Origin of the sequence: Micromonospora sp. NBC_00860, assembly GCF_045207375.1 — a bacterium.
GTDB lineage: Bacteria > Actinomycetota > Actinomycetes > Mycobacteriales > Micromonosporaceae > Micromonospora > Micromonospora vinacea.
In genome coordinates this window covers 1,141,188-1,163,212 of the sequence record NZ_CP108825.1, presented here as the reverse complement: position 1 = coordinate 1,163,212, position 22,025 = coordinate 1,141,188, and the positions used below count along the sequence as shown (strand labels likewise).

The following is a 22,025-nucleotide window of genomic DNA, read 5'->3' as shown; positions in this document are numbered from 1 at the left end:
GACGCGCGAACCTCACAGTTCGGTGTGCTGTCTTGTCGAACCAAGTGAGGGCAGACGCGACCAAGGGGAGTCGGCGACACCATGACCAGACCAACCGAGCCAGGACACGCCGGACCCGATCCGAGCCTGACCGCGGTCATGAACGAACGGCGTCAGCTGATCAATCTCGCCTACCGGCTCCTCGGCTCCCTGGCCGACGCCGAAGACGCCGTCCAGGAGACCTATGCCCGCTGGTACGCCATGTCCCACCAACAGCAGGAGGCGATCCGATCCCCCGGCGCCTGGTTGACCAAGGTCGCCAGCCGGATCTGCCTCAACCTGCTCTCCTCGGCGCGGGTTAGGCGCGAGACCTACGTGGGCGAATGGATCCCCGAGCCGCTACCCGAACCCACAGAGTGGACCAGCGGACGGTCCGACGCCACCACCATCGACCCGGCTGACCGCATCACCCTCGACGAGTCGATCAACATGGCCTTCCTCGTCGTACTCGAATCGATGACCCCGGCCGAGCGCGTCGCGTTCATCCTGCACGACGTCTTCCGCTACTCCTTCGCGGAAGTCGGCGACATCGTCGGTCGTACCCCTGCGGCGTGCCGCCAGTTGGCCTCCTCGGCCCGCCGGCGCGTACGCGCAACACAGACCTCCGCGACCTCGACAGCCCAGCACGCCGACATCGTCAGGAATTTCAAACAGGCATGGGAAGCCAAGGACATCAACGCCCTCATCGGCCTTCTCGACCCCAACGCCACGGCAATCGCCGACGGCGGCGGCATTGTCGGCGCCGTGCTCCACCCGATCGAAGGCGCCGAGCAGATCGTTCGCTCCCTGATCCACCTTGAGGGCAGACTTCGAAACCTGACGATCCTGGAGCGTACGGTCAACGGCCAAAACGGCCTTATCGCCCAACAGGACGGCGTCACCGTATCGGTGTACGCCTTCGACGTCGTAGGCGACCGGATCAAGCGCATCTGGGCGGTACGCCACCCCGACAAACTCCGGCCATGGACGGTGGGACGCCTGTAGGGCTCCCCGCTCCGGCACGGCTTCGTCGACTGAGCACTGAGGAATTCCCATGTTGCGGAAAGTGATGACCTTGCCCAGTGGCAGGATTGCGAAATGGGCAATCGTGGCCATCTGGGTCGCCCTGATGGTGCCGGCCTTCCTGCTGGCCGCCAACCTGGGCGATGTTGAGAAGAACGACAGTTCGGCCTGGCTGCCCAGCAACGCGGAGGCGACAAGGGTCCTCGACCAGGCAAAGAAGTTCCAGCCCGCCGAGACCCTGCCCGCGATCGTGATCTATGACCGGCCCGAGGGCGTCACCTCTGCGGACATGGCCAAGGCCCAAGCTGACGCCGAAGCCTTCCAGGGCATCGAAAAGGTCGTGGGGCCGCCACAGGGGCCGTCGAAGTCCCAGGATGGCAAGGCCATCCTGACCGTGGTCCAGGTCGACGACGGTCGTGAGGGCTGGGACGGGGCCCACACGGTGGTCGGCGAAATGACCACGATAGGTCAACAGCGCGCCGACGGTCTCGGGTTCCACGTCACCGGGCCGGCCGGCTACGCATCCGACTCGATAACGGCCTTCAGCGGAGGAGGCGCCCTGGGGATGATCACGGCGTTGGTAGTGGTGGTCATCCTGCTGTTCACCTACCGCAGTCCACTGCTGCCACTGCTGCCGCTCCTGACCGCGGGCGGCGCCCTGGTCACGGCAGAAGCGGTGATCTACCTGCTGGCAAAGAACGCCGGACTCGTCGTCAACACGCAAACCAGCCTCATCCTGACCGTACTGGTGTTCGGCGCCGCCACCGACTACGCGCTACTGCTCATCTCCCGGTACCGGGAGGAGTTGCGGCGACACGAGGACCGGCACGAGGCGATGGCGGAAGCCCTGTACCGCTCCAGTCCCGCGATCATCGCCAGCGCCGCGACCGTCGCTGTCAGCCTGCTGGTGCTGCTGCTGGCCACTCTCAACTCCACAAAAGGCCTCGGCCCGGCCTGTGCCATCGGTATCGTCGTCGGGCTACTTGCCATGCTCACCCTGATGCCGGCCCTCCTGGTCATCTGCGGCCGTTGGATCTTCTGGCCGGTGAAGCCGTCGTACGGTTCGGTCGGAACGGCCAGGGACAGCATCTGGACGCGGATCGGCACCGCCATCTCCCGCCGCCCGCGGATCGTGTGGGTCGCCACCTCGCTCGTCCTCGGCGTCATAGCGATCGGGATGACGGGGCTCAAGGCCGATGGGATCCCGAGCAAGGGCCAGTTCACCAACGAGCCGCAGGCGGTCGTCGGCGAGGAGATCCAGTCCAGGCACTTTCCGGCCGGGTCGGGTGACCCCATCTACGTCGTGGCCAAGGCCGCCTCGGCCGAGCAGGTCGTCACCGCGCTGTCAGGCGTCCCAGGGATCGCCGACGTCGCGGCACCGATGGTCAAGGATGGTGACGTCTTCGTTCTCGGGACGCTCGAGGACGCGCCCGGCAGCAAGGCCGCGATGCGCACCGTCGAGCAGGCCAGAGCCGCGGTCCACAAGATCGAGGGTGCGGATGCGCGGGTCGGAGGCAGCACGGCGATCGCACTCGATACACAACACTCGGCCGCCCGCGACGCCAAAGTGATCATCCCCGTCGTACTGATCGTGGTCTTCCTCATCCTCGCACTGCTGCTACGGGCGATCGTCGCACCGCTGCTGCTCATGGCGACGGTGGTGCTGTCGCTCGGAGCGTCCCTCGGCGTGAGCGCGCTGGCGTTCAATCACGTGTTCGACTTCGCCGGGGCAGACGCGAACTTCCCACTCCTAGTGTTCGTGTTCCTGGTCGCCCTCGGCATCGACTACAACATCTTCCTGGTCAGCCGGGTACGGGAGGAGGCACAGCTACACGGCACCCGACAGGGTGCCCGGGCTGGGCTGTCCGCCACCGGCGGTGTGATCACCTCAGCGGGTCTGGTCCTGGCCGGTACCTTCGCGGCGCTGGGATCACTGCCCTTGGTGTTCGCGGCGCAACTGGGGTTCACTGTGGCGTTTGGCGTACTACTGGACACCATGATCGTCCGCTCGGTGCTGGTCACCGCACTAACAGTGGACGTTGATCGATGGATGTGGTGGCCCAGCAAACTGTTCACGCATCACGACGACCCCCGGCCGCCGGCGGGCACGCCCGAACCCACTCTCCTGATTGCACGCAGCTGACAACCGTCGGAACTGGGCCGTCCGGCGAGGGCCGGACGGCCCAGTATGGCTGAAACCTGACCGCGTGGTTCCGGCTGAATTCGGACCACCTCCTGACGCACGGGAGGTGCGGCGCGTGGAGGACTGGGCGGAGATCCGGCGGCGGCTGGTGCGGATTGACTCGTTCAACCAGAGCAGCCCGAACCGATATCAGGCATGGACGCTCCTCCTCGACTGGTGCCTGGACAGGGGGGCAGCACCCGCCTCGGCCCCTGGGCAGCGCAGGTCTTCACGTATCTCCAGGAGCGGTAGGCCCGCCGCGTACCGCCGGAAGAAGCTGGCGGTCGGGGTGTCGGCTGTCGCGACGGCCTCCGGGGCGCCCGCCGCGACCACCGCGCCCCCATCCGGACCGGCTCCCGGCCCTAGGTCGATCACCCAGTCCGCGGACGCGGCGACGGGGATGTCGTGTTCGGCCACGACGACGGTGTTGCCCGAGTCCAGCAACACGTCGAGCGCGTCCACCACACGCTGGATGTCAGACGGGTGCAGGCCCGAGACGGGCTCGTCGAGAACGACGAGACCAGCCTTGCGGCTCGCAGCACCGCGTTGGATGGCGGTCGCCAGCTTCAGCCGCTGCGCCTCGCCGCCGGACAACTCTGTAGCGCTCTGCCCGAGTTGGAGATAGCCGAGCCCGACCTGGTTCAGAGTTCCCAGGGTTTCTGCGAGCTGCCGGGGCTCAGAGAACTGCTCCACGGCCTCGGCGACGGTGAGCTCCAGCACCTGATCGATGGCCAATCCCCGGTACGTAACCTCCAACGCATCCGGCTTGTAGCGCCGGCCCTCGCACCCGTCGCACACCACCCACACGTCCGGCAGGAAGTGCATGTCGACCAGTTTTCGGCCATAACCGGTGCAGGTTTCGCAGCGGCCACCGCCTGCGGTGTTGAAGCTGAACCAGGAGGCGTCGACCCCGCGCCCGCGCGCGATGTCGGTCTCGGCGAACAGCTTGCGGACGATGTCGAACGCCTTGCTGTACGTCGCCGGGTTGGATCGCGGCGTCCGTCCGAGCGGTTCCTGATCGACGACGGCGACCCAGCTGAATCCCTCGACGCCGGTCACCTCCCGCACCGCGTCGGTCGCCGTTCCGTCCAGGGCGGCCCCCACGCTCGCCCCGAGCGCGGCGAGGAGGCTGCTCTTGCCGCTGCCGCTCACGCCGGTCAGGCAGGTGAGCCGACCGGCGGGGAACCTCACCAGGCTCGCGGTCACGTTGTGCGCACGCAGGCCGCGCAGCTCTACCCAGTCGGTGTCGTCCCCGGCCGGGCGGCGGGTCCGGTGCAGCCGCGGCCCTTCGCCGGCCAGATAGCGCCCGGTCAGCGACGTGGGATGAGCGGCCACGTCGGCGGGAGGCCCGGACACGAGGATCTCACCGCCGAATCGGCCGGCGCCGGGCCCCATGTCGATCACCCAATCGGCTCGGGCGATCAGCTCCGGGTCGTGCTCGACGAGGAGTACGGTGTTGCCGGCCTCGCGCAGCTCCAGGGCGATGTCGAGCAGATGTGCCTTGTCCGCCGGATGCAGCCCGGTGCCGGGCTCGTCCAGGACGAAGATGATGCCGCTCAGCTCGGTGCTGAGCTGCGCGGCGAGTCGGGTGCGCTGCAACTCACCCCCGGACAGTGTCGCTGCGCTCCGGGACAGTTGGAGATGGGCCAGGCCGAGCCGATCAAGGATTCCGAGCCGGCGGCCAAGGTCCTGCAGCAGCGGTTCGCCCACCTCACGCTGCCGGGCGTCCAGCTCATCCGCGACGCGTTTAGCCCAGTCGCGTACCTCCCGCACCTCCACCTCGAGCAGGTCGGGGTAGGTCAATCCACCGAGCTGCACGGACCGGGCCACCTCGTCGTATCCGCTGCCGCTACAGGTGCCGCAGGGCTGCTTGCGCATGTACGGCAGGTAGCGCTGCTTGGCGCTGGACGTCTGGGCGTTCACGAACACCCGCTCCACCTCGGCGAGCGCGCCCCGCAGCGGCTGGCTCGAGGTGTAGGTCACCAGGGCCCGCTCATTCCTGTTCGTCATGTCGACGGTCGCCTCGATCTTCTCGTCACCTGTGCCATGGAGCACACAACGGCGGAACTCCTCGGGCAGCGACTGCCACGACCGGCCGAGGTCCACGCCCCGCTTCTCGGCAAGCGCCGGCACGAACACGTGTTCCCCCGAGCGCCACTTCGCGTACCAGGGCGAGGCCCCCTCGAACAGCGGAAGCTCCGGGTGGGTGATGACCAGGTCCTCATGCGCCTGCCAGCTTCCGCCCACCCCGTGGCAGTCCGCACAGCTCCCCTCCGGCGTATTGCGGTCGAAGTGAGCGGTCGTCAGATGCTCGTTTCCACTTCCCGCCGCCAGCTCTGCGCCGATGCCTGGAAGGCGCGAGTAGAGCAGCCCCAAGTGCCCGTCGATGCCGGTGATCGTTGCGACGGTGGAACGGGGGTTACGGTTCAGGCGGCGCTGGTCGACCGCGAGGGTCGCGCCCAGGCCCAGAATGCGGTCGACCTTCGGCCGATTGCGCTGCGTTATGTACTGCCGTACGAAGGGCGAAAGCCCTTCCAGATACCGTAGCTGGGCTTCGTTGTGCAGGGTGTCGATGGCCAGCGAGGTCTTGCCGCTGCCGCTCACTCCGGTGAAGGCGACGAGCTGTCCTTTGGGAATGCTGACGGACACGTCCCGCAGATTGTTGGTACGAGCCCCCACCACGTCGATGGTGTCGCGTCCCATCCTTGCGACGCCCGATCCGATTTCAGTCAACCTTCGTCCACCCTCTCGCCCATGAGGCAGGGCATGGGCGTGCAGCCCCTGCCCCTGCCCCTGCCGAACAAACCGAACACGGGCTTCACCGCAGGTCGCCGTCCAGGGGCCCTGCGTGGATGCCTCACCGATCTCTCATGACATGGCTGGTCCCGATCCGGCCACTGCTGCGGGCTCAGGGCCGGGACAGCGCAGTGAACTTTGCGACGTCGGGCGCGTAGGCGGCCATCCAGTGCGGTTGCAGCCGGTAGTAGACGACGTCGTTGTCCCAGTCGAAGAGGTCCTCGCCGTAGAAGTCCTTGAGGTACGCGAGCAGGTCCGGCCAGTCCTCGGCCGGCTCGCCGTCGTGGGGGTTGAGGATCTCGGCCCTTCCGTGCGTGAACACGCCCAGGTCCTCACCGCGCATGTGCGCGGCGCTCACGGCGGGCCGCGCCGAGAGATGGCGCGCCTTGGCCGAGCCGCGCGCCGTGCCGAAGAGCCACTTGCCGTGCAGGAGATGCCCATCGACACCGCTGATCCGCGGCTCGCCCTTCGCCGTCACGGTGGACAGGGCGAGGGTGCACATGCCACTGAGGACGTGGGTGAGCTGCTGCGCGGTCAAGGTGCGTTCGGTGCTGATGATCGAGCGGAGGTGCGAGGTGGAACGGGACAGGGAGGCATCAAGGAGAGCCTGAAGCTCTGTGAGATCTTCCGAAGTTTCGCGCACGAAAGTCCTTATCTGTTCGTATCTATCCGAGTTCCCGGCTTACGCCGCACCATCGGCGTCGACCAGCAACCCATGCTCGACCCAAAACCTGACACCTTGTGTCTTGATTTCTTCATCGGTTTCGCGCACACCACTTGAACGGAACAGCCGGACTGACGACGCTCGCAGGAAATCCTGCCGGTCGACCTACCCACGTCGGCAGACCCGAGGCCCCGACGACGGCTCGCCGGGCGCGAGGGGGGATGCGTCCGCCGCGGGGGTCGATGTGGGTGTCGCGGGCCGCCTCGACGTCAACGACCTGACAATGGGCCACACCGGCGTCATGCGCTGGAACGTCCGCGACAAATGGGTGGTCTCCAAGGACATCACCCATGAGCCACTCATCGACGACGCGACCTTCAAGCAGGCCCAAGCGACACTGCAACGACACGGGCGGGGAACCGGATGACCGAAGCCCAGCCCTTAGATCATTCGCCCGCAGCGAGCACAGCAGCTCAGACGATCATCACCGAGTGCGACGCCAAGTTGGAGCGCTACCGCGCCGCCCTCGACGCCGGAGCCGACCTGACGATGGTCACCGGCTGGATCGCACAGACCCAGGCCGAACGCGCTCGTGCGGAGACAGACCTCCGCGCGAACACGGGCACCGCCCCGCGCAGGATGAGCCGAGCAGAAATCACGACCCTGGTGAATGCGCTCGGCGATCTCGCCGCCGTGCTCCGCGATGCGGATCCCGCCGGCAAGGCCGAGGTCTACCGGCAACTCGGACTCCGGCTGAACTACCAGACCGAAAAGCAAACGGTGCGCGCTGCAATCGATCTCAGCGCACACCCTGGGCAAAACATTTGTGTCCGAGGGGCAACACGAACCGTTGCCCCACCACCGATGCTGATCGGCACGATCTTGAAGCTCACCTAGCCGGCAGCAGGTACCCACCGCTCCATCAAAGCGGGGGGGGGAACTCACGTAGCCGGCCTGCGTTGTCGTACGCGTACCGGGCCATCGGCACGGTCCGCATCGCTGGTGTGGCTAGGTCCGGATCCCAAGCGGTGAAGGAGATCTCCTTCACCCGGCCGGTGTAGTCGCCCCAGGCCGACTCGGCGGTGCCGGTCGCCGTCGTCGTCGTGGCGTAGGTGAACGTCAGCGCCCGGCATCCGCGGGTCAGCGTCGTGCAGTTCACCCCATCCTGGACCGGAGCCAGCATCCGGGTCGGCCGGACGACCTCCTTGCCTGTGACAGTGACCTTCTCCCAGCCCAACGTCGTGGTCTGGTTGCTGCCCGGCACGGTCACCGACGTCGGGAAGTACTTGCCCGCGGCAGTCCCGGTGACCCGGGTGGACAGCACCGTGTTGCCGTCCTCGTCCGTCATCGCGTACGAGTCGCCCGTGGAGATGTACGTCAGCTTGAGGAACTCAATACCGACCTCGGGATCGAAGACGGTGGCGGTACGTTTGGTGAAGCCAATCGTGTCACCCTCCGGCAGACCGACCTGCACCAGTGAGCCGTACACGGTCACCGACGAGGAGGCGCCGTTCCTGCGACACATGCGATTCGCACGGCTCCGGTCGGTGCGGCTGCCTACCCGAGGAGGCCGATTCCTTCGTCGGCGTCCCGGTACAAGCTGATGACACGTCCCCGCCGAAAGATAGAAGAGGAAGGACCAGTCGATCGGGATCCTGCCCGGGGCGGGTCAGTGGGCGTTGGCGAACCGCTCGACGTCGCTGATCCTGCCCACGACGAGGACAATGTCGCCATACATCAGCACGTCATCCGGAGTGGCGTAGGTGAAGGCGGCGCCCCGTCCGTCGGCCTGCCGCTTGACCGACACGACAGTCACGCCGTACCGGCTGCGGAGTCGAGACTCGCGCAGCGGCACGCTGACGACATCCCGGGGAGGCTTGGTCTTGACCATGGCGTAGTCCTCGTCGACCTGAATATAGTCAAGGATGCGTCCGGTGAGTAGGTGAGCGACCCTCTCCCCCATGTCATGTTCGGGCAGCACCACATGGTGGGCGCCAACCCGTTCAAGAATCTTGCCGTGCTGGCGACTGATCGCCTTGGCCCAGATATCCGGGATCTCCAGGTCCACCAGCAGCGAGGTAGTCATGATGCTGGCCTGGACGTCGGTGCCGATCGCCACGACCACGCGGGGAAACTCCGGTACGCCGAGTTGCCGCAGCGCCTCGATGTCGGTGGTGTCGGCGGTCACCGCGTGCGGCAGTTGCCCCGCGAAGCTCTGTACCACCTTCGGACGGTGGTCGACGGCGAGTACCTCGGTGCCCTGCCGGTGCAGTTCCACGGCGAGCGCGCCGCCGAAACGGCCGAGCCCGACGACCACCACCATTTCTTCCGTGACGTCAGCCAACGATCGTCCTTTCCTCGGGAAGTTCGAACCGGCGGGTGCGCTCCCGCAGCGCGAGCGCGGAGGCGAGGGTCAGCGGCCCGGTCCGGCCCAGGAACATCAGCCCGACCAGGAGCAGCGCCGCGGCCGGCGGCAGGTCGGCGGTGATGCCGGTGGACAGGCCCACGGTGCCGAAGGCGGAGACCGCCTCGAACAGCACCCGGTCGAAACTGTGGGCGGTCAGGGACAGCAGGATGAACGTGGAGACCGTCACCGCGCCGATACCCAGCAGCGCGACGGTGAGCGCCTGGCGTTGGTTGCTCACCGGAACCCGACGACGCCCGACGTTAACCTTGGGCTCGCCGCGCATCTCCGACCAGATGACGAACGCGAGCAGCCCGAAGGTGGTCACCTTGATGCCGCCGGCGGTGCCGGCGCTACCACCGCCGATGAACATCAGCACATCGGTGGTGAACAGACTCTCGGGGCGCAGCGCAGACACGTCGATGCTGTTGAACCCGGCCGTGCGCGTGTTGACTGAGTGGAAAAAGCCGGCAAGCAGCTTGGCCGGGGCGTCCAGCCGGCCGAGCGTCGCCGGGTTCGAGTACTCGGCCAGGGTGAACACCGCCGTGCCGGCCGTCAGAAGCGTCACGGTGAGGAACACGGTGATGCGGGTCATCACCGACCACATCCCGGGCCGCCGCCAGTTCCGGGCCAGTTCGAACACCACCGGGAACCCGAGACCGCCGATGATGATCGCGGCCGCCACGGTCAGAGTCACCCAGGGGTCGGCGACGTAGCGCATCATGCTGTCGGTGTTGAGGGAGAAGCCGGCGTTGTTGAACGCTGACACCGCGTGGAACACCCCGTGATACACGGCACTCCCGAACGGCTCGTCGTAGCCGACCGCGAACCGGGCGGTCAGAACTACTGCTGCGACGGCCTCGCTGAGGAGGCTGAACAGCACGATGTTGCGCACCAGGCGGCGGATGTCACCCAGCCCGAGTGTCTTCGTCTCCACCTGCGCCAGCAACCTGCCCCGTAGGCCGAGCCGCCCGGCGAGCAGCACCGTGAACAAGGTTGCGAGGGTCATGATGCCCAACCCGCCGGCCTGGATCAGTGCCAGGATGACAATCTCGCCGAACCGGGACCAGTGCCCGCTGGTGTCCACGGTGACCAACCCGGTTACACACACCGCCGAGGTGGCGGTGAACACCGCGTCTACCACCGCGGCCCGCTGCCCCGACTCGGTAGCGGCCGGCAACGACAACAGCCCGGTGCCGACCGCGACCGCGGCGGCGAACCCACCCACGACGACCTGCGCCGGCTGTTGAAAGCGGGCCAGCACACCCAGCCGTAGCCGTCGCCGCCACCCACGCATCCGGTTCCCCCACCCGTTGCCAAACCGATCACGCCCACAGGAAGCTCTCGTCCACGGGCCGTAGCCCGACGACCCTAGCTTGACCGTATTCTGCCGTCACCGACGGCGGCTGGTCAGAAGGCGTCCGGACGCCGCAGGCGCTACTGTTCCGCGTTGCGATGCCAGATGTTCCGGGAGTACCCACGAAGATGGTCAACGGCGCCATGAGGAAGGCCGGGATCAGCGCCGCCGCGTCGTCGCCGAGCCCCGCATACAGCAGGGATCTCACCGTGAACAACGCTCCGGCGGCGAGGGACGGTTCTGGCCGGCGCATCCAGTAGCCGATGGACCTGGGTCGCGGGCGAAGCTGCCGCCAGGCTCGGCGGCGTCTCTTCCCGCTTGAGTCGGGGCGGTCGGGCCGAAGCCTGTCGCTGTCTCCTTCTGCGGGGTCGCATCGCATCTGGCTCCCGTAACGGCTGATGGCTCTACCTCTGGGCCTTCCACCGGTCGATCAGGGCCGGTAGCTCCTGCCACAGGTAGTTGTAGAAGTCCCGCATCTCGGCGAGGCGGCGACCAGCTGGGCTGTCCTCACCGGTGGCGGCGATGCCCTGCTCAGCGGCCTCCCGCATCACTTTCACCAGTTGGTTCTCTTCCGACATCAGGGTGGCCCAGGCGCCTTCGCGGAAGCGGAAGTGTTCCCGGCGGCTGCCGGGGGCGGGCACCTTCTCGATCAACCCGACTGAGGTGAGTGACTTCAACGCGGTCGATACGCTGCCCGAGCTGATGGTGAGCAGCTCCGTGATCTCACCTGCGGTCCGTGTGTCCCGCTCGGCGAACAGCAAGGCTGCCAGGACCCGTGCGGTCATGCGTTGCATTCCCCCCTGTGTGAGGGTCAAGGCGAGTCGCTCCGCCGGATCGCGCAAGGCTGACACTTCGATCCTGCTGTCCGACCAGGACGGTGGCCACCCCTGCCCGGACCATCCGGGGCCCGTCGGTTGGGCGCCGCGTGTCGAGCGTGTGGTACGCGACAGCGGGCGCCCCTGGACGGTCCTGCGGCCGGGCTGGTTCATGCAGGTGCTCACCGATCCGCGCTTCTACCGCGACCAGATTGTCGGTGCCGGTGAGCTGCCGTTTCCCAGCAGCGACGCAACGGTTGCCTGGATCGACGCCCGGGACATCGCGGCAGTCGCCGCGCGGGCGCTGCTCGAGGACGGGCATGCCGGCCGGACGTACCGGATCTCCGGTCCGGAGGCACTGTCGTTGCCGCGCACCGCGGAGCTGCTCTCCGCCGCGGCCGGGCATCCCGTGACCCACCGGGACGTGACCGTCGACGAGGCTGTTGCCGGTCTTGAGGGCTTCGAACGAGACCTCTCCGCGCTGACGTTCGAGCGGGTGCGCGCCGGCAGCTTCGCGGAGGTGACCGACACCGTCGAGCACGTCACCGGACGGACGGCGCATACGCTGCGGAGCTTTCTCGCCGACACCGAGCCGGCGTTGCGGCGCAGGGATCGCTGACACCCGGGACGGCCGGCCTCACGAGGGCCTTCCTCGACTGAACCCTGCGTGCCGCCTGACCGCACATGGAAAGGTTTCTTAATGCGCGCCGGTGGGGAGCGGCACCGTCCGGTCGACGCACGCGTAATCGGCGCCAGGAGCCCTGACAGACACCGAGGTGTGACATGCCAGATGTGAACCCGGTCGCAGCGCAGCGCACAAGGCCGTTGTCGTTGCTGCCCTCGCCGTCGTCGTGACCGTCACCGCCGGGTGCCCGTGGTGGTGGCTGCTCGCCCTCTTTCTCGTCTTCGACCTGTCCATGCTCGGCTACCTGCACGGGCCACGCCTCGGCGCCACCTGCTACAACCTGGCGCACTCCTACACCCTGCCGGCGTTACTCGGTGCGGTGGCCGTGATCACGGCCGCACTCCGCGACCCAATCGACTGGCTCGGAGTGCTGGCCATCGCGTGGGCATTCCACATCGCGGTCGACCTTGTCGGAGGTGCCCACGCACCGTCGAGCCGGCCGGCACCTTCCCGGTGCCGGCCGGTCCCGACGTGATCCCCGCCGCCCACGCGCGGCGCGAGGCTCAGGTGGCCCGCGGAGGCCCGCCCACCAGCCGGAGGGGAGTCGCTCGCCCACAGGCGAGGATCCACAACGACCTCCGGACCCGGTGAACGTTCGTGGACACCGCACTAGCGGACGCGAAGCCCGGCCACGACGAGGTCGACCAGGCGGCGTGCGTCGTAACGGGGATCGTTGCCCGCGCCGATGCAGAGATTGCCGACGCCGCGCAGCAGCCCGTAGGCGTTCATGTCGGGGCGGATCTCGTCGGCGGCGACGGCGGCATCGAGGAGCTGGCCGCAGACCGGGACGAGCCGGTCGAGGAAGTAGGCGTGCAGGCTCTGGAAGGCGGCGTCGTCGGACTGTAGCGCAGCGGCGAGACCGTGCTTGGTGACCAGGAAGTCGACGAACAGATCGATCCACTTCGCCAGGGCGACGTGCGGTGTTTCACTCTCGGCCAGCAGGGCCGGTCCCGCCTCGGCGCACGCCTCGATCTGGTGCCGGTAGACGGCGACGATGAGGTCGGCCCGGCTGGGGAAGTGGCGGTAGATCGTGCCCACGCCGACGCCCGCCCTGACGGCGATGTCGCGCACGGGCACGTCGACGCCGGACGTGACGAACGCCGCGGCGGCAGCGTCGAGCAGGGCCCTCTCGTTGCGCCGGGCGTCGGCCCGCTTGCGCGGGACGGGTTGCTCCGAGTCGCTGTCGATGTCAGCCACGTCGCGTTACCTCCGTCACTCCACTTGGCATCCGGAACGCCGTTCCGTATGGTGTTTACCGGAACAGCGCTCCGCTTGCTCAGCATAATGAACCGGGCGCGCTACCACCAAACCCGTGGACCGCCGGACGTCTGAAGGAGAAGCAGTCATGCAATACCGCACCTTGGGTCGCACTGGCGTGCAGGTCAGCACCCTCGTGCTCGGCGCCATGAACTTCGGCAAGATCGGCAACACCACCCAGGAGGACGCCACCACCATCGTCGACGCAGCGCTCGACGCGGGGATCAACCTCATCGACACCGCCGACGCCTACAGCGGCGGCCAGTCCGAGGAGATGGTCGGCAAGGCCATCGCCGGCCGCCGCGCCGACGTCGTTCTGGCCACCAAGGCGACCCTGCCGATGGGCGACGAGCGCAACCAGCGGGGCGGGTCGCGCCGCTGGCTGGCCACCGCGCTGGAGAACAGCCTGCGTCGCCTCGGCGTCGACCACGTCGACCTCTACCAGATGCACCGGTGGGATCCGACGACCAGCGACGACGAGACGCTGTCGGCGCTGACGGACCTGCAGCGCGCGGGCAAGATCCGCTACTTCGGCTCCTCGACCTTCCCCGCCTACCGCATCGTGCAGGCGCAGTGGGCCGCCCGCGAGGGACGTCTGAGCCGGTACGTCACCGAGCAGCCGAACTACTCGATCCTGCAGCGCGGCATCGAAACCCACGTGCTGCCCGCGACCCAGGAGTACGGCATGGGAGTGCTCGCCTGGAGCCCGCTGGCATCGGGCTGGCTCTCCGGCGTGATCCGCGCCGGCCAGGAAATCAGCACGAACCGCTCGGGCTTCATGCAGCAGCGCTACGACATCAGCATCCCCGCCAACCGCGCCAAGCTCGACGCCGTCGAGCAGCTCGCCACAGTCGCCGACGAGGCCGGCCTCAGCATCATCCAACTCGCGCTCGGCTTCGTTACCGCGCACCCGGGCGTGACCAGCGCGATCATCGGCCCCCGCACGATGGACCACCTCCGCTCGCAGCTCGCCGCCGCGGACACGGTGCTCTCGGCCGACGTGCTGGACGCGATCGACGCGATCGTGGCTCCCGGCGTCGACCTCGCCGCCCACGAAAAGAACGACACCCCGCCCGCTCTGCTCGAGCCGGCGCTGCGCCGCCGCTGATCACTCGGCACGTCAGTGACCAGACGGCAGACGGACGTGTGCCCGCGCGTCCGCCTGCCGCTGACCCGCCGCACAGCCAGACCTTCCAGGCTCGGCGCCGAAAGGACGAACGGACCCATGCCAAGCAAGCCCTCGCCCAGCTTCGGGCTCATGACCGCCCCGATGCACGTCGACTACCACGACATCCTGCGGGTATGGCAGGAAGCGGACGCCATCACCGAGATCGAGCACGCGTGGCTGTTCGACCACCTCATGCCCATCGGTGGCGATCCGGGCGGATCGGCGTACGAAGGCTGGACCCTGCTCTCCGCCCTCGCCGCGCAGACCGAGCGGCTGCGACTGGGCGTAATGGTGACCAGCAACCGCTTCCGACCCCCCGCGATGCTCGCCAAGATCGCCACGGTCGTCGACATCGTCTCCGGCGGGCGCCTCGACTTCGGCATCGGCGTCGGGTCACGGCCTGGTCACCCCCTGGCCCGGCGGGAGTACGCCGCGCACGGCCTGCCCTTCGCCGACACCGCCGACGCCGTGGGCAGCCTCGCCGAGGCACTCACGGTCATCCGGCGACTCTGGACCGACAACGAGCCGTTCGACTTCCACGGAACCTACGTCGACCTCACCGGAGCGTTCGCCAGCCCCAAGCCCGTGCAGCGCCCGCACCCGCCGATCGTTATCGGTGGCCGCTCCGCCGCCACATTGCGGGTGGTCGCGGAGCACGCGGACATCTGGAACATCGCCAGCGGGGACGTCGACGACGCCGTCAGCCGCAGCGCCCTGCTGGAACGCTACTGCGCCGAAATCGGCCGCGACCCAGCGTCGATCACCCGCTCGATCAACCTGCCCGTCTCCTACGACCAGCCCGGGCTCACCCGGGACGCCATCGGCAGGACGATCGGCGCCGGCTTCGGGCACATCGTGCTCATACTGCCGGCGCCCTACCCCGCTGGCGTCGCACGTTGGGTCGCCGATGAGCTCATCACCCCGTCGACCGCATAGCGGCCCCGGCGGGTCGGCCTGAATTGATCTCCGACCCCGGGCGGCGCAACAGACCGGGGCGAGCGCACCGCGCCCAGGCCATACCGCACCGCGTCGTCGCGGGAGAGCTTCCCCTGGTGGCAGGCCGAGAGCACGCGTTCGCCGGAGTCGAAGTCGGGTATCCGGCAGCCGGGGGCCAGTGACACCACGTCACACGCGGTCGTGACATGGCGCCACTGACGGGTCGGCCGCGCCCGCGCTGTCATGGGTACATGTCCATTACACCTGTCATCGACGTCGACCGGCTGAACCTCACCTACGGCGACTTCCACGCCGTCAAGGACCTCACCTTCCAGGTACGGTCCGGCCGCAGGCCGGCCTCCGGCACCATGCACGACCCTGACCTCGGTCGCCATCGCCGCCGCCCTCACCACCCGACTGTTCCACTGGGAACCCCGCCGATGACCACCACGCACCGCCAGACGAGCGCTGCGCCGTTCGTGAATCCCCCGCTGTCGAATGCCGCGACGCCGCGCTTGACCCTGTTTCGGGGCCAGGGTGTCCGCTGATAGGCAACGCGTCACTGTGCGACGCCAGTGAAGCGCTTCGCGCGAACGTGTGTCGGTTTTGAATTCAGCAACAGGAGTGAAGAGTGGGAAGCGAGCGGCAACAGCGCCCAATCGGTGTCGTCCAGGAGGGTGCCAGGCTTGGTGGGCGCCGACGGTTTGCGAGGTCCCTCCGCCCCTGGGTCCCCCTGTTCCCGCTGACGGCTGTCGCGTTCGTGCTCGCGTGGCTCAACCGGAGTCCGTGGTGGGGTTGGGTACTTGTCGTGGGGCTGCTCGTGGTGCTTGGTGCGACCGTGCGCTCGTGGGCCCGAGGGCACGCGTTGCTCCGGATAGGTGCTTGGCTGCTCGCCGGGACGCTCGTTTTCGGGGCGGCGGTGTTCGCCTATCCACCGCCGCAGACCCGCATCGCGGGCGGCGAGGACCGCTCGCCGTCCGGGCCGGTGCAGACGCAGCAGGGGCCGATCACCGGGGTCTACAACGACGAGCGCACCGTCGAGGTCTTCGCGGGCATCCCGTACGCGCAGGCTCCCGTGGGGGATCTGCGTTGGCGTGCGCCTGAGCCGCCGAAGCCGCACGAGGGCGTGTTCACCGCAGACCGGTTCTCCGCCGTTCCGGTTCAGGGCACCTCCACGTTCTTCACGCGGGCGCTCTCCCAGATCGTGGAGGTGCCCCTGGAAGGCACGTTCCTCAATCCGTATCCCGTGAGCGAGGACAGTCTCTCCCTCAACATCTGGCGGAGCACGAGACCCGCCTCGGAGGACCTTCCCGTGCTCGTCTACATCCCGGGCGGCGGCTTCGCGACCGGTTCCGGCGCGCTCCCCCTCTACGATGGCGAGTCGCTCGCCTCCCGCGGCGAGGTGATCACCGTCACCATCAACTACCGGCTGGGGGTACTCGGCTTCCTCTCCCATCCCGAACTCTCCGCCGAGTCCGCGCACGACGCGTCGGGCAACTACGGGATCCTCGACCAGATCGCCGCCCTAGCGTGGGTGCGCGACAACATCGCGGCATTCGGCGGCGACCCCGACCGGGTCACGATCGCGGGCGAATCCGCCGGGGGCGAGAGCGTCTGCATCCTAGGTGCGACACCACTCGCCGAAGACCTCGTGGACGGCATCGTCGCCGGCAGCGGAGCGTGCATGGGCACCACGGGCAACACCGAGCGCGGCGACCAGACTGACACGCGCGAGGCGGCAGAGGATGCCGGCCGCCGCCTGAGCGAGCAACTGGGCGGGGCGACCATCGAGGAGATGCGCGAGATGCCCGTCGAGCGCGTCGTGGACGCGGCGGGCGCGCTCGATGCGCACTGGCAGCCCTCCGTCGACGGCCATGTGCTCAAGCGATCGCCGGCGGAGACCTACGCGTCCGGAGAGCAACTGGACGTGCCGACCTTGGTCGGCAGCAACGCGGACGAGGCCTCGCTCGCGCTGGCCAGCCCACCGGACACGGACGTCGACGAGTACCGGGCGTCCGCACGCGAAACATACGGTGAGGATGCGGATCGGTTCCTCGATCTGTATCCAGGGGAGACAGCGGAACAGGTTCTCGAGTCGCTCCTGCGGGCCGAAACCGACAAGATCATGACCCGAGCCATGCGGCGCTGGGGTCAGCTGCAGACGCAGACGGGTGAGTCGGACGCCTACCTCTACTTCTTCTCACACATCCCTCCCGAGAAGGGTCTCGAAAAGTACGGCGCCTACCACGGCGCCGAGGTCGCGTACGCATACGACAACCTCGGCGCCGACAGCGCCGCCGACTACACGGAGGCCGACTACCGGCTCCGCGACCAGATGAGCGCGTACTGGGTCAACTTCGTCCGCACCGGCGACCCCAACGCGCCAGGCCTGCCGGCCTGGCCGACGGTCGAGCAAGCACCCGACCACGTCATGGAGTTCACTGGCGGCAGCGGGATGGCACTTCACCCACGCTCCGACGCCGTCGACTTCTGGATGGACTACGACGGGCCGATCCCCTAGACGAGCACTCCTACACGACCCCCGGGTAGTCGGCATAGACGAAGGGTGGTGGGGGTCCCCCGTCTGGAATAGGCCCGTTCGGGTATGCGCGGCTGGCCAGCGCTTCGCTCCGAGGCCTGTCCCAGTCTGCGAGGTAGGAATGCCCGAATCATCGCCGCGCCGTGCACAGGGTGAGTGCCACCCGCCGGGTGACGTCGTTGAGTTGCGGGTGCACGGCGTGATGGGTGCCGGCGCGGATGACATCCTGGATCGGCCGCATGTGCAGCGGGTCGGCGGCGACAGCAAGGGCGGCTTCTACCGGCCCCGCAGAGGCTACGGTGACTCCCGAGGCGCCTGCGGCGTGGTGTTGGAGACATACCGGTGGAGCGATCTACGCAGCGGGGCCGCCGCGAGGACGCTGTCGCTGGTGCTGCTGTTGCCGTTCATGGCATGCAACGCGGCGGCATGGATGCGGCCGCGGGCGAAGGTCAGCGGCGGTGTGGTCTGGGTAGGCTGCAGGCTGGTCGGCCTGAGCCTCACGGCCCTGTACGTCTTGTCTTTCGTCGGTGTGGCGTTGGACCTGCTCGCCTGCAAGTGCATGTCCCTGGGTAGTTGCCTCGGGGGCCGGACCTGGCTGTCCTGGCTCGGCGGTCAACCGGTCGGATTGCGCATTGCGCTGCTGTCGCTGGTGCCCGTCGCCGCGATCTGGGTGTTGTGGCTGGTGGGCTCCCGGTGCCCTCGCTGGTACGACGACTTCATCCCACCTACGGGTGAGCCGGCCGACACGGCACTGGGCGCGATCGGGACACGTCACGCCACGCCGGGAGTGGTGCGACTTCGCTCCATCCATGTGGCGACCGGTCTCGCCGTGCTCGATCTCAGTTTGATTGCGACGTTGTGGACCGCTCGTAGACCGAACCTCCTCGACGTTCTGCTCACGTTTGGCGCCGCGCTCACCCTTGTCGTCACTGTCGTACTGCTGTGCATACCTTCCGTCATCGACGCCGTAGCCGGCACCCTGGTGGTCGATGGGGTGGTCCATGCCCTGCGGTCGACTGCCGTGGTGGTGACGATCGCCGTCATCGGGCGGGTCGCGTTCGATCGCAGCGAGTGGCCCGCCGAAAACGGACTGCCCGGCCACGACGTCGCGGTCGTCCTGCTCTTCGGGACGCAGGGCGTCCTACTCGCGCTGCTCGGGATCGCCGCACTGGTGGGCCGGGAGGGCAGCCTGAGGAGGCTGCGCTGGTCGGGTGCGCCGCTGTTCGCGTGTCTGGCGGTGGGACTGGCGGTCGGCTTTGCCACCGAATTCAACTACCGCGTATCGGACTACCTCGACCGCGATCTGCCCACCCCCGACGTGCTGCCCACCAGCCCTGTTCTGGCATACAAGTGGACGATGTTCGGGTTCTTCGTGTCGGTCATTGGCGCAGCGGTCGCGGGTGCGGTGATGGTGCTGTTCACGCGGAGGAATCGACGACGGTCAGCGGAAGAAATCGTCGCGCGCGACTTTCCTGACGCAGATGCGGGGACGGCCCGACGGCGGGCACAAGTGCGCGACGCAATCGCCCGGGCGCAATTCACGGAACGGCTGTTTACGCTCGGATTGACCTACTGCTGCCTCGTCGCGCTGAGCCTGGGTTTCACCACTCTGGCCCTGGACGAGCTGCAGCCCAGTGTCGCCGTGGAGGGCCTGGTCAGCCTGCCGGCGGATTTCGTCAGCGCGGGCACCCAATTGGGGAGCTACCTGATGGCGTTGCTGTTTCTCGGCCTGTTCTTCGGAGGGCTGTTCGCCTACCGTACGGCCACTTTTCGTCGCTATATCGGTACGCTCTGGGACCTCGGGATGTTCTGGCCGCGCGCCGCTCACCCCTTCGCCCCACCGTGTTACGCCGAACGCGCCGTACCCGAACTCGCCTGCCGTATCAGCATGCTGGTCCGGCAAGGAAGATACGTGTTGGTAGCGGCGCACAGCCACGGGTCGGTACTCGCTCTGGCGAGCGTCCTGCAACTAGAGCCGTCCGCGTTCTCCAGGGTTGCCCTGCTGACGCACGGTTCACCGCTGAGATGCCTCTACAGCACGCTGTTCCCGGCGTACGTGGGCAGGGATGTGCTGAGTGAGGCCGGCCGCCGGTTGGGCTGGCGCTGGGTGAACTTGTGGCGTGACACCGATCCCATCGGCAGTTGGATCTTCACGTCCGGACGCGGGGGTGACGACGCACTACGGCAGCGGTCCGAGGTGGACCGCCGGCTTCGGGATCCGCAGGATCTCGATGCCCGAGGCCGTGACACCGTGTGGCCTCCGATGTGCGGTCATCAGCCGTGCGTGACGGACGACCGATACGAGGCGGCGGTCTGCGAGCTGTCCGAGCGGCTCCGGACCGGCTGAGGTGCTGTAACTGTCGTCGAACCTCAGGGCGCTGCGGCGTGTGGTTCCACCGGCCTGCGGTGCCCGCAAGAGCCGCGTGTGCCGGTCCCCGATCGAGCGGACGACGTCGCACATGACAGCGTCCGAGGTTGTCGTAAAGAGTCCGCCGGTGCTCCGTGGGCGCTACTGCAACGTCACTTGGCCTGTCTCCGCTGATGGTGCAGGGCCCGGCAAAGTCGTTAGGTGATGCCAAGCAGGGCGAGCGATCGACGGCTGTCGCGTCATCCACCGGTCCAACGCAATAGGAATGGCCGGCTCCCGCCGGGATGCCCCTGGCAAGGGGCGTGCCGGGGACAGTGACCTGCGGTGTGAGCGGGGGTGAGCCGCCACGCGAGATGGGGTCAGTGGTCGTCGGGATCGATGTACCGGTCGGGGTTGGTGGCAGTGTTGTGAGGGCCGTGGTCCGACGGCAGATGGTGCAGCCAATGGCGCAGGCCGGGGTCGGTGGTGAGGGTCCAGGCGGGGCCGGCGGGGTGCTCGTCGTGCAGGCCGGTGGCCACGGGCATGGCGATGGGCACCCCGGCGAGGGCGTCGAGCAGGCTAGCCTCACGGCGGCGGTGCGGCACGCGCAGCAGGACGGGGTATCGGGGGCCGAACTCGGCGAGGCGCTCGTAGGCGCGCAGCTTGCGCAGCACCGTGGCAAGCGGTTCGGTGCCGTTGTCGTGTTCGAGGAAGAATCCCACGGTCTGGCCGCAGGCGGTCCAAATGCCGTGACCATCGGGGCGGATCTTGGCGAGATGGTAGGCGGCGGTGGCGTGCTGCTCGGACCACCAGCGCCGCAGGTGGGCACGCGAGTCGGTGCGGGAGTAGGCGACCAGGTCGACGAAGAGTTGGTTGACGCCGAGCAAGTGCCGCAGTCGAGGGCTGCTGATGATGCGTTCGGTGCGTTCGATGCTGCTGCGTGGCGGTCGAGTGTCCGGCCGCTCGGGATCGGTGTAGGTGGTGGGATGTACGAGCATCCCGAGCGGGCCGAGGGTGTAGAGGTGCTGGTTATCGCCGGTGGTGACATCAACGAACCGGTGCACGGCGTCGATGCGGTGCAGAGTGTCCAGGCGCAGCCGGGCCGAGTGCTCCGAGGGGAACAGCGCCCGGGTGATCTGGGCGGTGGACAGCACGTAGTGCTCAGCGAGCCACGGGAGGAGCTCACGGTCGAGCAGGGTCAGCCGACGCAGTTGCGACAATCGCTGAGACTTATTGAACGGATTTCGGGACGACGACGGACGGAACAGGGGAATAGAGGAATCGCTGTTCATAAGGAGTTTCTTCAGGGAGTAGAGGGACGGGACCTCTCCCGTGGAGAGGGAGCCTGGAACTGTCGCCCTTGATGACGGTGGACGGTCACGGGCGGCGTGCTGCGTTGACAAGCCGCATCCGGGCGCCAGTCAGCGGCACGGGTGGTGCAGGTTCAGTGAAGCCGCAGCAGAGGGCGTCAATGAAACCGGTGATCGGTTGTGACAGCGCCATCTGGTCCAGAAGGCGTTCATCTGCCCGACCCGAACGACAATGACTGAACCCTGCCAACGGGTGGCACTACCTTCGCAGCTCTGTCACGTCGCTCAGGCGGCTCATGCTGGGGCGTGCGACCAAAGACCGGGTCGACCAGTGCGTCGCGTCCGCCGAGGCTTTCTCAAGGTCGCGACCACGACCTGCGCTTCACCTGCTCCGCAGTCACCCCACCCGCGGCCGGCCCGGACAGGGTCGTCCAGCAACCCGTCCGGGCCGGTGCCGCCGAACCGTGACCGACAGGTCCACACCGAGTCCCGGTCGATCGCCGGTTGGGCAGCAACCAGGGGTG

General features: G+C 67.9%; 20 protein-coding genes. 12 read left to right on the top strand and 8 right to left on the bottom strand.

Annotated elements, in window-relative coordinates; all coding sequences use genetic code 11:
* The first annotated feature begins 81 nt into the window (after positions 1-81).
* Together sigJ and OH804_RS05215 are read left to right on the top strand one after the other, a co-directional pair.
* The gene (gene sigJ, locus OH804_RS05220; protein WP_231392741.1) at positions 82-1,023 is read left to right on the top strand and encodes an RNA polymerase sigma factor SigJ; all 942 of its coding nucleotides are present in this window, start codon (positions 82-84) and stop codon (positions 1,021-1,023) included.
* Positions 1,024-1,126: 103 nt separating this feature from the next.
* The gene (locus OH804_RS05215; RefSeq protein WP_406063182.1) at positions 1,127-3,184 is read left to right on the top strand and encodes an MMPL family transporter; all 2,058 of its coding nucleotides are present in this window, start codon (positions 1,127-1,129) and stop codon (positions 3,182-3,184) included.
* A gap of 189 nt (positions 3,185-3,373) precedes the next feature.
* On the opposite strand, the gene OH804_RS05210 is transcribed toward OH804_RS05215, so the two are convergent.
* Both OH804_RS05210 and OH804_RS05205 read right to left on the bottom strand, forming a co-directional pair.
* Positions 3,374-5,926 (bottom strand): excinuclease ABC subunit UvrA, encoded by a 2,553-nt coding sequence (locus OH804_RS05210; RefSeq protein WP_406063180.1) that lies wholly within the window; start codon positions 5,924-5,926, stop codon positions 3,374-3,376.
* Positions 5,927-6,131: 205 nt separating this feature from the next.
* Positions 6,132-6,557, bottom strand: coding sequence for a pyridoxamine 5'-phosphate oxidase family protein (locus OH804_RS05205; protein WP_231392742.1), 426 nt, complete (start codon positions 6,555-6,557; stop codon positions 6,132-6,134).
* Between OH804_RS05205 and OH804_RS05200 the strand changes: the two genes are divergently transcribed.
* From OH804_RS05200 to OH804_RS05190, 3 genes are all read left to right on the top strand, one after another.
* Positions 6,534-6,800 carry a hypothetical protein gene (locus OH804_RS05200; RefSeq protein ID WP_231392743.1) on the top strand — a complete coding sequence of 89 codons (267 nt, stop codon included), beginning with the start codon at positions 6,534-6,536 and terminating at the stop codon, positions 6,798-6,800. The two genes, OH804_RS05205 and OH804_RS05200, sit on opposite strands and share 24 nt — an antisense overlap.
* A gap of 127 nt (positions 6,801-6,927) precedes the next feature.
* Positions 6,928-7,110, top strand: coding sequence for a recombinase family protein (locus tag OH804_RS05195; protein WP_406063177.1), 183 nt, complete (start codon positions 6,928-6,930; stop codon positions 7,108-7,110).
* Complete coding sequence (locus OH804_RS05190) at positions 7,107-7,580, top strand: hypothetical protein (protein WP_406063175.1); 474 nt, start codon at positions 7,107-7,109, stop codon at positions 7,578-7,580. The genes OH804_RS05195 and OH804_RS05190 overlap by 4 nt, the downstream gene beginning before the upstream one ends.
* A gap of 25 nt (positions 7,581-7,605) precedes the next feature.
* Here OH804_RS05190 and OH804_RS05185 read toward each other — a convergent pair whose 3' ends face one another.
* The 4 genes from OH804_RS05185 to OH804_RS05170 all read right to left on the bottom strand — a co-directional run bounded on the left by OH804_RS05185 (position 7,606) and on the right by OH804_RS05170 (position 11,229).
* Entirely contained in the window at positions 7,606-8,208 is a 603-nt protein-coding gene (locus OH804_RS05185; protein ID WP_406063173.1) for a hypothetical protein, read from the bottom strand.
* 144 nt (positions 8,209-8,352) lie between these two features.
* A complete protein-coding gene (locus OH804_RS05180) occupies positions 8,353-9,027 on the bottom strand; it encodes a TrkA family potassium uptake protein (RefSeq protein ID WP_347662510.1) in 675 nt (224 codons plus the stop codon).
* On the bottom strand, positions 9,020-10,384 hold the full coding sequence (locus tag OH804_RS05175) for a TrkH family potassium uptake protein (protein WP_406063171.1): 1,365 nt from the start codon (positions 10,382-10,384) through the stop codon (positions 9,020-9,022). The genes OH804_RS05180 and OH804_RS05175 overlap by 8 nt, the downstream gene beginning before the upstream one ends.
* A 464-nt stretch (positions 10,385-10,848) precedes the next feature.
* Positions 10,849-11,229, bottom strand: coding sequence for a GbsR/MarR family transcriptional regulator (locus OH804_RS05170; protein WP_406063169.1), 381 nt, complete (start codon positions 11,227-11,229; stop codon positions 10,849-10,851).
* On the opposite strand from OH804_RS05170, the gene OH804_RS05165 reads away from it, so the two are divergent.
* Together OH804_RS05165 and OH804_RS05160 are read left to right on the top strand one after the other, a co-directional pair.
* Positions 11,147-11,878 carry an NmrA family NAD(P)-binding protein gene (locus tag OH804_RS05165; protein ID WP_406063167.1) on the top strand — a complete coding sequence of 244 codons (732 nt, stop codon included), beginning with the start codon at positions 11,147-11,149 and terminating at the stop codon, positions 11,876-11,878. The two genes, OH804_RS05170 and OH804_RS05165, sit on opposite strands and share 83 nt — an antisense overlap.
* Positions 11,879-12,110: 232 nt before the next feature.
* Positions 12,111-12,419 (top strand): DUF4260 family protein, encoded by a 309-nt coding sequence (locus OH804_RS05160; protein ID WP_406063165.1) that lies wholly within the window; start codon positions 12,111-12,113, stop codon positions 12,417-12,419.
* A 134-nt stretch (positions 12,420-12,553) separates the two neighbouring features.
* On the opposite strand, the gene OH804_RS05155 is transcribed toward OH804_RS05160, so the two are convergent.
* Positions 12,554-13,132 carry a TetR/AcrR family transcriptional regulator gene (locus OH804_RS05155; protein ID WP_406066436.1) on the bottom strand — a complete coding sequence of 193 codons (579 nt, stop codon included), beginning with the start codon at positions 13,130-13,132 and terminating at the stop codon, positions 12,554-12,556.
* A gap of 157 nt (positions 13,133-13,289) precedes the next feature.
* Between OH804_RS05155 and OH804_RS05150 the strand changes: the two genes are divergently transcribed.
* The 5 genes from OH804_RS05150 (at position 13,290) to OH804_RS05130 (ending at position 20,191) form a co-directional block, all read left to right on the top strand.
* The gene (locus tag OH804_RS05150; RefSeq protein ID WP_406063163.1) at positions 13,290-14,309 is read left to right on the top strand and encodes an aldo/keto reductase; all 1,020 of its coding nucleotides are present in this window, start codon (positions 13,290-13,292) and stop codon (positions 14,307-14,309) included.
* Between the two features lie 117 nt (positions 14,310-14,426).
* Positions 14,427-15,305, top strand: a complete 879-nt coding sequence (locus OH804_RS05145; RefSeq protein WP_406063161.1) for an LLM class flavin-dependent oxidoreductase — start codon at positions 14,427-14,429, stop codon at positions 15,303-15,305.
* Between the two features lie 206 nt (positions 15,306-15,511).
* A complete protein-coding gene (locus OH804_RS05140) occupies positions 15,512-15,853 on the top strand; it encodes a hypothetical protein (RefSeq protein WP_406063159.1) in 342 nt (113 codons plus the stop codon).
* A 260-nt stretch (positions 15,854-16,113) separates the two neighbouring features.
* On the top strand, positions 16,114-17,826 hold the full coding sequence (locus tag OH804_RS05135; RefSeq protein WP_406063157.1) for a carboxylesterase/lipase family protein: 1,713 nt from the start codon (positions 16,114-16,116) through the stop codon (positions 17,824-17,826).
* Between the two features lie 208 nt (positions 17,827-18,034).
* Complete coding sequence (locus OH804_RS05130; protein WP_406063156.1) at positions 18,035-20,191, top strand: hypothetical protein; 2,157 nt, start codon at positions 18,035-18,037, stop codon at positions 20,189-20,191.
* 380 nt (positions 20,192-20,571) lie between these two features.
* On the opposite strand, the gene OH804_RS05125 is transcribed toward OH804_RS05130, so the two are convergent.
* Entirely contained in the window at positions 20,572-21,483 is a 912-nt protein-coding gene (locus tag OH804_RS05125) for a replication-relaxation family protein (protein ID WP_406063154.1), read from the bottom strand.
* Positions 21,484-22,025: the final 542 nt, after the last annotated feature.

Excerpts from the sequence above, each read along its gene's own strand:
- sigJ (WP_231392741.1), top strand. The coding sequence starts at position 82 with ATGACCAGACCAACCGAGCCAGGACACGCCGGACCCGATCCGAGCCTG.
- OH804_RS05210 (WP_406063180.1), bottom strand. The coding sequence starts at position 5,926 with ATGGGACGCGACACCATCGACGTGGTGGGGGCTCGTACCAACAATCTG.
- OH804_RS05190 (WP_406063175.1), top strand. The coding sequence starts at position 7,107 with ATGACCGAAGCCCAGCCCTTAGATCATTCGCCCGCAGCGAGCACAGCA.
- OH804_RS05185 (WP_406063173.1), bottom strand. The coding sequence starts at position 8,208 with ATGTGTCGCAGGAACGGCGCCTCCTCGTCGGTGACCGTGTACGGCTCA.
- OH804_RS05175 (WP_406063171.1), bottom strand. The coding sequence starts at position 10,384 with ATGCGTGGGTGGCGGCGACGGCTACGGCTGGGTGTGCTGGCCCGCTTT.
- OH804_RS05165 (WP_406063167.1), top strand. The coding sequence starts at position 11,147 with ATGGTGAGCAGCTCCGTGATCTCACCTGCGGTCCGTGTGTCCCGCTCG.
- OH804_RS05170 (WP_406063169.1), bottom strand. The coding sequence starts at position 11,229 with ATGACCGCACGGGTCCTGGCAGCCTTGCTGTTCGCCGAGCGGGACACA.
- OH804_RS05150 (WP_406063163.1), top strand. The coding sequence starts at position 13,290 with ATGCAATACCGCACCTTGGGTCGCACTGGCGTGCAGGTCAGCACCCTC.
- OH804_RS05145 (WP_406063161.1), top strand. The coding sequence starts at position 14,427 with ATGCCAAGCAAGCCCTCGCCCAGCTTCGGGCTCATGACCGCCCCGATG.
- OH804_RS05140 (WP_406063159.1), top strand. The coding sequence starts at position 15,512 with ATGGCGCCACTGACGGGTCGGCCGCGCCCGCGCTGTCATGGGTACATG.
- OH804_RS05125 (WP_406063154.1), bottom strand. The coding sequence starts at position 21,483 with ATGAACAGCGATTCCTCTATTCCCCTGTTCCGTCCGTCGTCGTCCCGA.